This window comes from Listeria kieliensis (genome assembly GCF_003369925.1).
GTDB lineage: Bacteria > Bacillota > Bacilli > Lactobacillales > Listeriaceae > Listeria > Listeria kieliensis_A.
Genome location: NZ_LARY01000001.1, coordinates 975,954 through 990,188 on the forward strand (window position 1 = coordinate 975,954; position 14,235 = coordinate 990,188).

The following is a 14,235-nucleotide window of genomic DNA, read 5'->3' on the forward strand; positions in this document are numbered from 1 at the left end:
CTATTCCTCCTCAAATGAATCGAGTACGGCTTGCCGCATGACAGCCCGATTCGGATTTTCTCCTGTCCAAAGTTTAAACGCAAGCGCGCCTTGATTCACAAACATCGCTAGGCCGTTTTGCGTAATCGCTCCTCTTTTTTTGGCTTCTTGTAAAAAATGCGTTTCAAATGGATTATAAATGATATCTGAAACAAGTGTGCCCGGAGAAAGCAAGTCGAGCGCAAGCGGCAAATCGCTATTTTCTGGGTTTAAGCCAACCGCTGTTGTTTGAATAATAATCGTAAACTGAGAAAGCTTATTCGCAGCTTCTGTGAGCGTAATCGCTCGATCCTTACTTCGTTGTTCTAGCATCTCTTCTGCTTTTGAAAGCGTTCGGTTGGCGACTGTTACTTCACCGTTATACGCTTCTTTTAGCGCGAGATAGATGCCTTTACTTGCTCCTCCGGCTCCGATAATTAACACATGATCTGAGTCTTTTAGTGGTCTTTTTTCCGTCAATCCTTCTAAAAAACCTCGCCCGTCTGTATTATAACCGATCCACTTATTTTGTCTCCGAACGACTGTATTTACCGCTCCACACTTCTTTGCAAACGAATCCACTTCATCCAAATAAGGAAGGATTCGCTCTTTAAAAGGAATGGTGACATTAAAACCATCTAAATCGGAAAGAAGCAAATCCCTTATTTCTCGGTCAAATGATTCTTTGCTTAATTTTTTTCGTGTATAAATAGCGTCAAGCTGCAAGTCTTGAATGGCTGCCTGGTGCATAATCGGCGAAAGTGAATGCGCGATCGGGTTTCCAATAACAGCAAAATGTTTCATTTTATTCACCTCAAATAAGTGGCTCACGAATGGAAACGGAAACGCCTTCTGGAACCCAAGCAGTCACTTTTACGCCGCCTTCTGGAACGGTTACCCAGCCAAGCCCGGAAAAAACGATATCGGTCTTCTCACGAATCGTGAACGGGTGTGGAACAAGTTCTGGAAGGTCGGCTAGCTCTTCTTTTGTCGGAGGGGCTAGAACTTCCCCTTTCTGCGTTTCATATAAATGATTGGCATTCGCAAGTTTTGTACGGTGCGGCTCTAATTCGTTCGACATGTAGACGATAAATGAGCTGCGCGGACCAGATGTGAAATCGAGGCGTGCTAATGCGCCAAAAAACAAAGTTTGCGCTTCATTAAGCTGATAAGCAAGAGGCTTGATTTCTTTTTTAGGCGTAATTTTTTTAAGTGTTTTTGTACCGATAAAGTGAGCCATTTGATGATGATTAATAATTCCTGGTGTATCAACTAGCACGCTTCCGCCAGCAAGCGGAATTTCAATTTTATCAAGCGTGGTTCCAGGAAATTGAGATGTTGTAACCACATCTTTTTCTCCAGAAGCGCGTTTGATGATTTGATTGATAAGCGTGGATTTCCCAACGTTCGTACAGCCGACAATATAGACATCATGTCCATTACGTAGCTCTTCAATTCGGTCAAGCAAAGTCTCAAAACCGCTTCCCTTTTGTGCACTGACGAGCGTTACGTCTTCTGCAAGCAAGCCAAGATCCTTTGCCCGTCGTCTCATCCAGCGTGTCAATTTGTCTCTCTTCAGAGATTTCGGCAACAAATCTTCTTTATTGCCGACAAGAAGTACCGGATTATTTCCAACAAAGCGGTGCAATCCGGGAAGCCAGCTACCATCAAAATCAAAAATATCCACGACATAGACGATCAATGCTTTTTTCGATCCTAATTCATTTAAAATCTTCAAAAAGTCATCATCCGTTAAAGGTACATCTTGAATTTCATTGTAATGCTTCAAACGAAAACAACGCTGGCAAATAACCGTTTCTTTTGTAAGCGATGATTTCGGTGCATAGCCTGGCTTTGACTTATCTTCAGATTGAATAATCGCACCACAGCCAATACATCTAAGCGTTTCTGTCAAAGTGAATCCTCCCATTCTAATTTTTGTTTTTTCGAAAGACGTTTTAAGATAATCCGCTCCATAAAGCGGTTAAATTTCGTAGCAAGTCCATCTGTTTCTTTTACAGGCCGTACAAAAACCGTAAAGAGTTTCTGTCTGTTCCCGCCAAAAATGTCTGTCATAATTTGGTCACCAATCATAATGGTTTCTTCTGGCGTCGAATCCAGTTCTTTGAGTGCTTTTTTAAAGTTTTTACCTAAAGGTTTTCGTGCTCTTGCAAGAAATGGAATCCGAGTCGATTTAGCGACACGTTCCACACGCTCTTCTGAATTATTCGAAAGAATCATCACTTTAATTCCCGAAGCTTCAAGAAGCGAAAACCAGTTGATAATTTCGTGCGTTGCATCCATTTCGTCCCACGCAAGAAGCGTATTATCAAGATCCGTTAAGATCGTTGTTTTTCCCATTTTTTTCAAATGTTCCGCTGTAATTCCAAATGGTGAATCGAGCATTTTATCTGGTGAAAATTGCTTTAACAAACCTCGCACCTCATTTTCTTTTTCTGCTCCTCTTTGATTACGGAGAGGAGATAACCTACAAATTTTATCATGTTTTGATTTATTTTACAAAAAAACCTGAGATACTGCTATAATAAAGAAGTAAAAACGGAATAATACGGATATCAAGGAGGAGAAATGGATGACAAAACCCTATTCAGAAGTTTGGGATCTAGATTCAATCTATCAAGGTGGTAGTGCATCAGAAGAACTGCATGAAACTTTGCAAGCGCTAAAAGACGACTTGGATCTTTTTATTAAAAATGTAGGAGAATGGGCAGTTCCAGAAAGCAAAAATGATGCTGCTGAGTTTCTTCTCTTAATTAATCAAAATGCAGATCTCTCAAAAGGATTTATGAATGCAAGTTCTTACTTGGAATGTTTGCAATCTGCTGATATTCGTGATGAACGTGCGGCTACCCTTGCAGCACGCGTTTATGGTTACGCTGCTTTACTTCAAACCGCACAAGATGATTGGCATGATAAATTCATTCAAATCGAAGATCGTGTTTGGAACGAAATTTTACAGGAAAACGGCTTCAGTCAAATTGCTTTTGTGTTAAATGAAGCGCGTGAAAATCGCCGTAAAAAAGGAAGTAAACAGCAAGAAGCCCTCATTAATGCTCTTTCTGTTGATGGCTATCAAGGTTGGTCAGATCACTATGACACAATTATTGGCACAGTCCGTGTCAAAGTAACGATCGACGGTAAAGAGCAAGACTTGTCTGCTGGTCAAGCTTTAAATATGCTAAACCATCCGAAGCGTGAAGTCCGGGAAGCGGTTTTTAAAGCTTATACGGAAAGCTTCCAAGCAGAAAGCCGACTATTTGCGGATACGCTCAATCATTTAGCAGGATTCCGCTTGCAAACATATAAGACACGTGGTTGGGACAACGTTCTAAGCGAGCCACTTGCAATCAACCGTATGCAGCAAGAAACGCTTGATGCGATGTGGAATGTGATTCGGGATAATAAAGCTACTTTCGTAAACTTTTTAAATCGAAAAGCAAAGTTACTAGGCATTTCCAAATTGAGCTTTTTTGATGTCGAGGCTCCCCTTGTGTTTTCGGGAACTCCTAAAAAATATACTTACCAAGAAGGCGCAGATTTTATTTTAACGCAGTTTAATAAATTTAGTCCGAAAATGGCTGAATTTGCTAAACATGCTTTTTCAAGTCACTGGATCGAAGCAGAAGACCGAGATCATAAACGTCCCGGAGGCTTTTGTACAGATTTTCCAGTTGAAAAGGAAAGCCGCATTTTCATGACTTATGATGGTGCGCCGTCAACAGTTGCTACTCTCGCTCACGAACTGGGACATGCTTTTCACTCGTACGTGATCCGGGATGAGCCTTATGAAAATACGGATTATGCGATGAATGTGGCTGAAACGGCCTCTACTTTTGCAGAAATGATCATTGCTGATGCTTCCGTAAAAGAAGCGAATTCAAAGGAAGAGAAAATCACTCTTCTAGAAGACAAAATTGGCCGAAGTATTGCCTTTTTCATGAACATTCATGCGCGTTTCCTTTTTGAAACTCGTTTTTATGAAGAACGCAAGAAAGGGATTCTCTCAGTGGATGATTTGAATCGCCTGATGGAAGAAGCCCAACGTGAGGCTTACTTGGATTCCCTTGATGAATACCATCCACAATTTTGGGCATCGAAGCTACACTTTTATATTGCAGATGTGCCTTTCTATAATTTCCCTTATACATTTGGTTATCTCTTCTCACTTGGCATCTATAGCCGCGCTATAAATAGCGGGGAAAGCTATGAAGATGCTTACATTGCACTTTTAAAAGACACCGGCGCGATGACGACCGAAGAACTTGCGCAAAAACATTTGGGCGTTGATTTAACTAAACCAGATTTTTGGCGAGAAGCCGTTGATATTACCATCAAAGACGTAGAGGAATTCTTGGAACTGACGAAAGATCTTTAAAAAGGTGTAAAGAAACGCGACAATGCGTATTGTCGCGTTTCTTTTTATCCTTTAGATTCCTTTGCGTAAAAGTGCCAAAATCGACTCAGAAGAGGCCTTAGCAGCGATTTCTAAAAATTCATCAAATGACATCGCCGCTTCTTGATCTGCAACATCCGAAATAGCTCGAATCACAAGAAATGGTACTTGGAACCGATAAGCAACTTGTGCAATCGCTGCCGCTTCCATTTCAACCGCACACATATCGGGAAATGAAGCAAACAAAGCCTCTCTTTGCGTTTCTTGCGAAATAAAAGAATCATTCGTTACTACAAGTCCGTAAACTGCTTTGTTTGGCGTTTCTTTAAAGTGCTCCGCGTAAATTTGTTCCGCTTTTTTTAGTAAAGCACGATCGCCTTCGTAAATAGCAGGCATTTGTGGAACTTGACCAAAGCGATAGCCAAAAACGGTGGCATCCACATCGCCATAAGTCAGTCGATCAGATAAAATCACGTCGCCTACTTTTAAATCGGATCCGATTCCACCGGCAGATCCAGTATTAATGATTACTTTAGGTGCATAACGGTCACAAAGAATCGCTGTCGAGACTGCCGCATTCACTTTTCCAATCCCCGATTCAACAAGAACGACCCTTTGCCCTTCCAGATTTCCTTCATAAAATTGTGCTCCTGCAATTTCAACAGTTTTACGTTCTGTCATCGCGTCACGTAAAATTTGAACTTCCTCCTGCATCGCACCGATAATACCAATCATTATTGATCCTCCTCATACAAACAAAAACGCCAGGTCGCAACCAGACGTTTATCGCTTGTCGTTTTCTTTCAGTTTTTCAACCTTTTTTGGTTCCCAGCCTTTGCCATCTTTCCACTTGATATAAACGCGGTAAGTCTCATCTGGTTTATCTTTGCTTGAAATGGTTCCAATTGATTCCGTTGCTGGATCATTGCCTCGTCCAACAAACCAAAGCGTCATGTTATCACTTGCAATATCCGTAGCTTCTGAGAAAGCTTTAATTTTTTCTTTCCAGTCCATACTTGTTGCATCATAAGAATTAACATGTTCTCCTGATTGATTCGTTCCAACTGGTTTCCATTTTTTCTTTATGACTTCTTGGACGTTTGGATCATTGCTTTTCGTAGTTGTTTCTTTACCATCTGATTGGTCTTTTTCAGTTTTTGCTTGATCTTTTTTATCCTTGTTTGAAAGATTGGCATCTTCCTTCTTCTGAACGGAAGATGCCGTTTTCGTTGCTGGTGCATCATTTTTGTCTCCAGTTGCAAAAATAACAAAGTAAACAGAGCCAATAATAAGTAAAGAAACAATGATGATTAAAATATTTAAAACCAAATTTGTTTTCTTTCGCTTGGTATTTGTCTGCATACGAGAGCCTTCCACATTGTTTTGTTTGACCCAGCGATTTTTGTTTTTGGATTGTCTTTCAACCATAGGATTTCACCACCTTATTCACAGATACCCGGTTATTAAGCTTCGATTTTAACGATTTTAACAGTCATTTCACCACCGGGAGTTTGAATAGCGACTTCTTCACCCACATTATGTCCTAAAAGGCCTTTAGCAATTGGGGAATCATTAGAAATTCGGCCATTAAACGGATCCGCTTCCGCACTTCCGACAATGGTATAAGATTCTTCATCGCCATCAGGAATCTCAGTAAATGTGACTTTCTTTCCAAGTGTAACCGTGTCATTATCAACTTCCGAACCATCAATAATGTGTGCATTACGAAGCATATTTTCAAGCGTCGTGATTCGTCCTTCCACAAAAGCTTGTTCATCTTTTGCAGAATCATACTCAGAGTTCTCAGAAAGATCCCCGAAATCACGTGCGATTTTAATTCGTTCTACAACTTCTTTCCGTTTTACTGTTTTTAGTTCATTTAATTCTTGTTCTAATTTTGCTTTCCCTTCAAGCGTCATGGGATATACTTTTTCAGTTGCCAAATTTGTTCTCTCCTTTAATATCGTATCGATAAGTATAGAAAAGTACGGAGATCAGCGCCCCGCACTTTTTGAAAATCTGTTGTTCTAGAAAAGCGTACAAGCTTTTTCAAGTGATTATCTTATTTACTATCAGCATTTTACCGCAAACGCTCTGCTTTTTCAAGCAAGCATTCTTTTAACCATGAAGATTTTCTTCCAAAACTGCCGCAATTTTTGTTGTCATCAGGTCAATTGCAACATGATTTTGCCCACCTTCTGGAATGATGATATCCGCATATTTTTTTGTTGGCTCGATAAATTCATTATGCATCGGCTTCACGACATTTAAATATTGATCGATGACAGAATCAAGCGAGCGCCCCCGGTCCTTAATATCGCGTAATAGGCGACGAATGATGCGGATATCATCATCAGTATCCACATAGACTTTAATATCCATCAAATCGCGCAACCTTGGGTCTTCTAAAATTAAAATTCCCTCTAAAATGATCACTTCCCGTGGTTCTTGATGAATCACTTCATTAGATCGATTATGAACCGTGTAATCGTAAACAGGTTTACTAATAGCCTGGTAGTTCAACAGCTGCTCCACATGTTCAATCAATAAATCAGTATCAAAAGCTAGCGGATGATCGTAGTTTGTTTCAAGTCGTTCCTCAAAAGATAAGTCTGACTGATCTTTATAGTAAAAATCCTGTTCTAGCATTAAGATCGAGCATTCTCCAAAATGCTCATAAATTTTTTTGCAGACACTCGTTTTCCCCGAGCCAGAACCGCCAGTTACTCCGACGACCACTGGTTTTCTTTTCATCATCCGTCTCTCCTTCTTGTGACCGCGAGTCCATCACCAAGCGGGATAATGCTCGTTACAAACTCGGGCTGATCCATCAAAAAACCATTAAATTTACGCATTTTCTTCGCGATTCTTGCCTTTTTTTGCACCTCAGGGAGCTCATCTAGCGCAAGCCCTTTAAAGAGAACGTTGTCGCTATAAATCACACCGCGAGCCGTTAAATGCGGGCTGTATAAATCAAAAAACTTTTCATATTGAGCTTTGGCCGCGTCAATAAAAATCGCATCAAACGGCCCTTTGTGCACAAGCTTTTCAAAATCTAAAAGTGCATCACCAAGCACAAGTTCCACTTGGTTAACCCCAAACTTCCTCACATTTTCTTGAGCGATCGAAAAACGTTCTTCATCACGTTCGATTGTAATAATTTCAGACTCTGGCAAAGTTTCTTGCATTCTAAGCGCCGAATAACCAATTGCTGTCCCAAGCTCTAAAATTCGTTTAGGACGCTGGATCGCCATGATTTGCAGCATGGCGTGTAGTGAATCTTTTTCCATAATCGGAACCGCTTCTCGCTTTGCATACGCCTCTATTTCAAGAAAAAAGGGTGTGCTTACAGGAATTTGGTCCAATAAATAATCATGAATGAACGCATCCATCAGTTTAAAAATCCCTTCCATTCTGTTGAAAAATTATTTTCCATTAATGTGTTCGGCTTTTAATTTATTATGTTCTTCCAGCGTTTTGGAAAAATATACTTTCCCTGTTTTCGTGTTAGCAAGGAAATATAAATAGTCGGTTTTCGCAGGATAAAGTGCGGCTTCAATAGAAGATTTTCCGCTATTTGAAATCGGTCCAGGTGGAAGTCCGTTGTTTAAGTACGTATTATACGGAGACTCTACTTTCAAATCTTTATACAGCGTACGCGATTTATGTTTTCCAAGAGCATAGAGAACGGTTGGATCTGTCTGTAAACGCATGTTTTCATCAAGTCGGTTATAAAATACACTCGCAATCGTTTTTCGGTCGACATTTTCTGTAGCTTCTTTTTCAATAATAGAAGACATTGTTAATAGTTCATGCACACTTTTCTTTTGTTTTTTAAGTTCTTCACGGTAAGGTGCAAGATTTAATTGTGTTGCTTTCACCATTTCTTCAAGAATAGCTTCAATTTGAGGTTTTGCTTCTTTAAATTCATAAGTTGCTGGGTAAAGATAACCTTCAAGCGGATGCTTGATTGAAGCGTTTAATACATCTTTTGTTACTGTATCAGGATACTTCTCAATCATTTTTTTGACAAAAGCCTGATCGTCCATTTTCTTAAGCACATCTTTTTTCTTAATGGTTGGCACGTACAAAACAATGCGCTCTGCAATTTGATCAAGCGAATATCCTTCTGGAATGATTAAGCGATCTGGCACAGCTGTTTTCCCAGATTTTAAAACTTTTACAATTTTTTCAGTGTCCATTGAAGGACTAAGTTCATACCTACCGGCTTTTAAATTCATTTCATTGGTATATTTCACATAATAAGAAAATAAAGTGGCGCTATTAATGACTTTTTCATCTTCTAAAATGTTCCCAATTTTTTTAGCATTTGCACCAGAAGGAATTTCTACTACTATTTTTTCTTTGCTATCCGAATCTTTGGCATCCAATTGTTTTTTTACATAAAAATAGCCTGCAATCGTGATGATAACAAGAATGAGTACGATGAGCGAGATAATGATCGTAATTTTTTTGCCCTTTGAGCTTGCCAAACGTAATCCCTCATTTCTTAATCTTTGTTCAATTTATTATAACGATTTTTTCCCCGTGTGACTATCTCTTTTTTACGAGACACGAAAATTTCTGAAAGAGCTTCTCTCTTCCAGAAATTAATCACATGATTGAATTAAGCTTCAATAGATTCGACAGATTCAATGTTTCGTTTATAAAGGCGAACAGAACGCCCTTTATCGTCATCAATCAAGAAAGTACCTTCTCCTGTTGGTACGAGTGCATCTGTGATTGCTCGTTTTTGTGAATCACTTTCAACAGTCTTAGCATAAGCACGTCCACTTACCATATGTACAGTTACAACAAATTTTTCCATTTTTAGCCTTCTTTCTTCGAATTTCGAATATATTTATACTAACAAAGTTTCTTAAATTCGTCACTTCAAAAAGATTTAATCGTTTTTTATTCATTTGTGCTATAATAAAAAAGTTAACAACTGAACGTATTAAAGGAGTCTTGTCATGTTACACACGTTAATCCAAAGCCTGCAAGATTTTGTCATGTTTTTGATTGATACTCTTGGTCATCTCGGCATTTTTCTTGCGATGCTAATCGAAAGTGTCTGCATTCCACTTCCAAGTGAAGTAATCATGCTTTTTGGTGGCTTTATGGCAGAAGCTGGAAAATTAAATTTTTGGTTAGTCGTCTTTGCAGGTATTTTAGGGAATCTAGTCGGATCTTGGATTGCTTATTATATCGGTAAAAAAGGGGGTCGCGCCCTTGTCCTTCGATTCGGAAAGTATATTTTCTTGAATGTAAAACATCTCGATCAAGCTGAACATTGGTTTAATCGGTATGGTGCATCAGCAGTCTTTTTCGGACGCGTCTTGCCAGTTATCCGGACTTTTATTTCTTTACCCGCTGGGATTGCCAAAATGAATATCACTAAATTTACCATTTACACGATCCTAGGCTGTATTCCTTGGAATATTTTCTTGACTTGGCTTGGATTTACTCTTGGATCCAACTGGTCTGTTGTTGAGAAGTATACACGCCCTATTAGCTATCTAATTCTCGTGCTTTGCGTCGTTTTCGTTATTTGGCTCGCCTATAAGATTTGGAACAAACGAGCTCGTAAGGAAACAAAAAAAGACATGTAAACTTCTGCCGCGGCTTGAAAAGATCAAGCCGCATTTTCTTGAAGTTACATGTCTCTTTTATTTATTCTTCGTCTTCGTCCGCTAAAAAAGTAGCTAGAAGCTCTTCGATCATATCCCACTCTTCGTCCGTTTCAACGGGTTTTAAGTTGCCTTCTTTTCCGTTTTCACTTTGTTCGTAGGAAGATGCCAAAATTTCGATTTCTTCATCCTCAGAAGCCCCTGCTGGGAAATAAAGCACATAAGATTTTCCGAAATCATCTGAATCAAAGTCAAACAAAATTTCGTATTTTTCTTCTACGCCTTCTTCGTTTGTAATCCAAATGATGTTTTCTTCTTCTCCATGATTATGTTCATGATTGTGCTCGTGATTATGGTTTTCTCCCATTACTTTTCACCTCATTTATTATTTGCATCCAAAAAGGATTGTAAAATCATCACTGCCGCAAGCTTATCGATCACAAGCTTGCGTTTTTTTCGACTGACATCTGCTTCAAGAAGAGTCCGCTCAGCAGCTTGTGTTGTAAGTCGTTCATCCCACAAAACTACTGGAATCCCCGTTCTTGCTTCAAGAACTTCAGCATATTTTTTTGAGCTTTCAGCGCGATGCCCAAGTGAATTATCCATGTTTTTAGGAAGTCCAACGACAATTTTCTCAACTTCGTTTTCTTTCGCAAGCTCTTTCACTCGGTTATAGCCAAACTGTTTAGCTGCTTCATCGATCGAAATGGTTTCAATTCCTTGGGCCGTCCAACCGAACGCATCACTAATTGCAACGCCGACTGTTTTCGAGCCCACATCCAGTCCCATAATCCTCATTTGTCACCAATTTCATTGTTTTTTAGATAAGCGCGGACAAGCTCTTCGATGATTTCGTCACGTTCTAGCTTGCGAATCAAATTACGCGCATCTTGATGCCTTGGGATATAAGCCGGGTCGCCAGAAAGAAGATACCCAACAATTTGATTAACTGGATTATAGCCTTTTTCCTGTAATGCAAGATAAACTTGCTTCATAATTTTCCGAACATCTTCTTCAATGGAGTCGTCGCCAAAATTATAGAACATGGTTTGATCTTTTGTACCCATAACGTGTCTACACCTCTATTCCTTCACTTTCCCATCTATTTTACACTAATCTTACGACATTGACAAAGGAATACGCCACACTTAACCTAATTTTAATATTTCAAGAAAAAAGAACGCAATATCGCGCTCTTTTTTCCGAGTTTAGCCTTGCATTTCTTGAATAATAGTTGGGACGGCTGCAAGCGCTTTTTCTAACTCTGCCGGATTTTTCCCGCCAGCTTGTGCGAGATCAGGCTTTCCTCCGCCATTTCCGCCGCAAAGCTGTGCCACTTGCTTGATAATGTTTCCTGCATGAAGCCCGCTTTCCATCGCTTCTTTTGAAACGGCTGCGATTAAATTCACTTTTTCAAAAGAAACGGCTCCTAAAACAAGAACTCCACCGATATTTTTTTCTTTCCAGTTATCCGCAAATTGGCGTAGCGCTGCCATATCTTTAGCTGCTACTTGTTTAGCGATCACATTGATACCGCCAATATCTTCCCCGCTTTCAAAAATAGCTCCACTTGCTGCATTTGCGAGTTTCGATTGCAAGGATTCGTTTTCACGACGTGCCTCACGGAGTTCAAGTTGTAGCTGTTCGATTTTCGTTAAAACTTCTTTCGGATTCGTTTTCAGTTTCGAAGCGGCATCTTTTAGTTGCTGTTCTTGCTCTGTTACAAAATGATAAGCCGCTTCACCAGTTACCGCCTCAATACGGCGTGTCCCAGCTCCAATTCCTGTTTCTGAAAGAATTTTAAACTGCCCAATTTCAGCTGTGTTTTTCACATGTACGCCACCACAAAGCTCAATGCTGTAGTCTCCAATTTGAACCACGCGGACGATATCTCCATATTTTTCACCGAAGAGTGCCATTGCACCAAGCGCTTTTGCTTCATCAATTGGCATTTCATTAATTGAAACCTTCAATTGTTCCCAAATTTTTTCGTTAACAATCGTTTCCATTTGTTGCAGTTCTTCTTCTGTAATTTGTCCAAAATGAGAAAAGTCGAATCGCAGACGATCCGGTGCAACAAGTGAACCTGCTTGATTCACATGCTCGCCTAACACATCTTTTAATGCGCGATGAAGTAAATGTGTAGCAGTATGATTTTTAACAGTGTTCCGGCGTTCTTCTGCATTCACAGTTAGTTTCACATGGTCGTGAGTTTTCAAAACGCCTTCTTCAACCATCATCCGGTGAATATTTTGCTTGTTAGGCGCCTTTTGAACGTCTTTAACGAAGGCAAGTCCTGTTTCACTTTGAACAGTTCCGTGATCGGCTATTTGACCACCACTTTCAGCATAAAACGGTGTTTCTTTGAAAATCGCTTCTACTTCTTCCCCAGCTTTTGCTTCCTCTATGAGTTCATCATTTTGAATCAAATAAAGAATCTCAGAAGCATGGACAGTCGTTTCATACCCGACAAAAACACTTTCTTCGGTTAAACTTTGTAAAAGCTCTCCTTGGACTTTCATAGACTGAACATCTGCACGTGCTTTTCTTGCACGATCGCGCTGCGCTTCCATTTCCTTTTCAAAGCCTGCGTGATCCACTTGAAGCGAATGATCAAGCGCATATTCCTCTGTCAGTTCCACAGGGAACCCGTACGTATCGTAAAGTTTGAAAATATCTTTTCCTTCAATCGTTTGATTACCTGCTTTTGCTTTTGCAATCAATTCTTCAAGAATCGCAAGTCCTTCATTAAGCGTCTCATGGAAGCGTTCTTCTTCCGTACGAATCACTTTTTCGATAAAGTCTTGTTGATTTTCCACTTCTTTATAGAAGGAATTCATGATTCTTCCCACCGTGGGGACGAGTTTGTACATGAATGGTTCATTGATTCCAAGAACTTTTGCATAACGAACAGCTCTACGAAGCAAACGACGAAGTACATAGCCTCTTCCTTCATTCGATGGGAGCGCACCGTCTCCAATTGCAAAAGCGACTGTTCGAATATGATCTGCAATTACTTTAAATGCAACATCTTTTTCTGGAACGACTCCGTATTTCTCGCCAGAAATCGTTTCGACTTCCCGGATAATAGGCATGAAAAGATCTGTTTCGAAATTTGTCGGAGCATTTTGGATGATCGAGACCATACGCTCTAGTCCCATCCCCGTATCAATATTTTGCTTGGGCAGTTCTGTATAAGAGCCGTCTGGATTATGATTAAATTGTGAGAAAACCAAATTCCAAATTTCTAGGTAGCGTTCGTTTTCGCCGCCTGGGTAAAGTTCAGGGTCATTCGGGTCGTTTCCAAAAGCTTCCCCGCGATCATAAAAAATTTCACTATCTGGCCCACAAGGACCGCCACCAATATCCCAAAAGTTATCTTCAATTTCAACGATTCGATCATCAGACAAACCAATTTTTTCTTTCCAAATCTTTTTCGCTTCCGTATCTTTTGGATAAACTGTCACATACAACTTATCAGGGTCAAAGCCGATCCACTCAGGGCTCGTTAGAAATTCCCAAGCAAATGTAATGGCGCCTTCCTTAAAATAATCCCCAATTGAAAAATTCCCCAACATTTCAAAAAAAGTATGGTGTCTGGCTGTTTTCCCAACATTTTCAATATCGTTGGTACGAATGGATTTTTGAGCGTTAACAAGACGTGGATTGTCAGGAATCACAGAGCCGTCAAAATATTTTTTCATCGTTGCAACCCCACTATTGATCCATAAAAGTGTGGGATCGTTCACTGGAACAAGCGATGCACTTGGTTCAACGGTATGTCCGTGTTGTTTAAAATAGTCAAGAAACATCTGTCTAACTTCACTGCTTGATAATGTTTTCATTTCTTTTTCCTCCTTAACAAATAAAAAAGCCTTGCAAATCGTTGCATCAGGGACGAATTTTTCGCGGTACCACCCTGTTTGCAACGATACAAGACTTGTAGTATCATTACCTCTTCATGCCTTTAACGCAAGGCTTACGTTTTTTTTCGTGTAAGAGAGCAATTTTAGTTCTTTCCTACTTTTCTTTCAGCCATGGAAAAGTTCTCTTCAGAGGTCCAATTACTAAAACCATGTTCTTACAAAAATAACCATATTTTCTATATTTAAAATTATAGAGAAGCTTGTGCTTGTTGTCAACTGTTATTTACAGGCATCTGAGATGTACTAA

The 14,235-nt window shown here is 39.8% G+C and carries 16 protein-coding genes; 2 read left to right on the forward strand and 14 right to left on the reverse strand.

The window, feature by feature from the left end; translation table 11 throughout:
- From aroE to UR08_RS04830, 3 genes are read right to left on the reverse strand one after another with little or no spacing between them, the layout of a single operon-like run.
- The gene (gene aroE / locus UR08_RS04820) at positions 1–822 is read right to left on the reverse strand and encodes a shikimate dehydrogenase (RefSeq protein ID WP_115752513.1); all 822 of its coding nucleotides are present in this window, start codon (positions 820–822) and stop codon (positions 1–3) included.
- A gap of 10 nt (positions 823–832) precedes the next feature.
- Complete coding sequence (gene yqeH / locus UR08_RS04825) at positions 833–1,933, reverse strand: ribosome biogenesis GTPase YqeH (RefSeq protein ID WP_115752514.1); 1,101 nt, start codon at positions 1,931–1,933, stop codon at positions 833–835.
- The gene (locus UR08_RS04830; RefSeq protein WP_115752515.1) at positions 1,930–2,451 is read right to left on the reverse strand and encodes a YqeG family HAD IIIA-type phosphatase; all 522 of its coding nucleotides are present in this window, start codon (positions 2,449–2,451) and stop codon (positions 1,930–1,932) included. Before UR08_RS04830 ends, yqeH begins: the two co-directional genes overlap by 4 nt.
- Positions 2,452–2,611: 160 nt before the next feature.
- On the opposite strand from UR08_RS04830, the gene UR08_RS04835 reads away from it, so the two are divergent.
- Positions 2,612–4,414 carry a M3 family oligoendopeptidase gene (locus tag UR08_RS04835; RefSeq protein ID WP_115752516.1) on the forward strand — a complete coding sequence of 601 codons (1,803 nt, stop codon included), beginning with the start codon at positions 2,612–2,614 and terminating at the stop codon, positions 4,412–4,414.
- A 51-nt stretch (positions 4,415–4,465) separates the two neighbouring features.
- Here the strand turns inward: UR08_RS04835 and UR08_RS04840 are convergent, their stop codons facing one another.
- The 7 genes from UR08_RS04840 to UR08_RS04870 all read right to left on the reverse strand — a co-directional run bounded on the left by UR08_RS04840 (position 4,466) and on the right by UR08_RS04870 (position 9,260).
- Entirely contained in the window at positions 4,466–5,170 is a 705-nt protein-coding gene (locus UR08_RS04840; protein ID WP_240616040.1) for a 5'-methylthioadenosine/adenosylhomocysteine nucleosidase, read from the reverse strand.
- A 45-nt stretch (positions 5,171–5,215) separates the two neighbouring features.
- Positions 5,216–5,860 (reverse strand): YrrS family protein, encoded by a 645-nt coding sequence (locus UR08_RS04845; protein ID WP_115752518.1) that lies wholly within the window; start codon positions 5,858–5,860, stop codon positions 5,216–5,218.
- A gap of 35 nt (positions 5,861–5,895) precedes the next feature.
- The gene (greA, locus tag UR08_RS04850; RefSeq protein ID WP_115752519.1) at positions 5,896–6,375 is read right to left on the reverse strand and encodes a transcription elongation factor GreA; all 480 of its coding nucleotides are present in this window, start codon (positions 6,373–6,375) and stop codon (positions 5,896–5,898) included.
- Between the two features lie 175 nt (positions 6,376–6,550).
- Positions 6,551–7,186: a uridine kinase gene (gene udk, locus UR08_RS04855; protein WP_115752520.1), complete on the reverse strand. Its 636-nt coding sequence runs from the start codon at positions 7,184–7,186 to the stop codon at positions 6,551–6,553.
- Complete coding sequence (locus UR08_RS04860; RefSeq protein WP_115752722.1) at positions 7,186–7,824, reverse strand: O-methyltransferase; 639 nt, start codon at positions 7,822–7,824, stop codon at positions 7,186–7,188. Before UR08_RS04860 ends, udk begins: the two co-directional genes overlap by 1 nt.
- Positions 7,825–7,857: 33 nt before the next feature.
- Complete coding sequence (gene mltG / locus UR08_RS04865; RefSeq protein ID WP_115752521.1) at positions 7,858–8,925, reverse strand: endolytic transglycosylase MltG; 1,068 nt, start codon at positions 8,923–8,925, stop codon at positions 7,858–7,860.
- 134 nt (positions 8,926–9,059) lie between these two features.
- Entirely contained in the window at positions 9,060–9,260 is a 201-nt protein-coding gene (locus tag UR08_RS04870) for a hypothetical protein (RefSeq protein WP_115752522.1), read from the reverse strand.
- 145 nt (positions 9,261–9,405) lie between these two features.
- Between UR08_RS04870 and UR08_RS04875 the strand changes: the two genes are divergently transcribed.
- Positions 9,406–10,044 (forward strand): DedA family protein, encoded by a 639-nt coding sequence (locus UR08_RS04875; RefSeq protein ID WP_115752523.1) that lies wholly within the window; start codon positions 9,406–9,408, stop codon positions 10,042–10,044.
- Between the two features lie 61 nt (positions 10,045–10,105).
- On the opposite strand, the gene UR08_RS04880 is transcribed toward UR08_RS04875, so the two are convergent.
- The 4 genes from UR08_RS04880 to alaS form a co-directional block, all read right to left on the reverse strand.
- On the reverse strand, positions 10,106–10,429 hold the full coding sequence (locus UR08_RS04880) for a DUF1292 domain-containing protein (RefSeq protein WP_115752524.1): 324 nt from the start codon (positions 10,427–10,429) through the stop codon (positions 10,106–10,108).
- Positions 10,430–10,440: 11 nt separating this feature from the next.
- Positions 10,441–10,860 carry a Holliday junction resolvase RuvX gene (ruvX, locus tag UR08_RS04885; protein ID WP_115752525.1) on the reverse strand — a complete coding sequence of 140 codons (420 nt, stop codon included), beginning with the start codon at positions 10,858–10,860 and terminating at the stop codon, positions 10,441–10,443.
- Positions 10,857–11,129 (reverse strand): IreB family regulatory phosphoprotein, encoded by a 273-nt coding sequence (locus tag UR08_RS04890; RefSeq protein ID WP_115752526.1) that lies wholly within the window; start codon positions 11,127–11,129, stop codon positions 10,857–10,859. The genes ruvX and UR08_RS04890 overlap by 4 nt, the downstream gene beginning before the upstream one ends.
- Before the next feature lie 141 nt (positions 11,130–11,270).
- Complete coding sequence (gene alaS / locus UR08_RS04895) at positions 11,271–13,907, reverse strand: alanine--tRNA ligase (protein WP_115752723.1); 2,637 nt, start codon at positions 13,905–13,907, stop codon at positions 11,271–11,273.
- Positions 13,908–14,235: the final 328 nt, after the last annotated feature.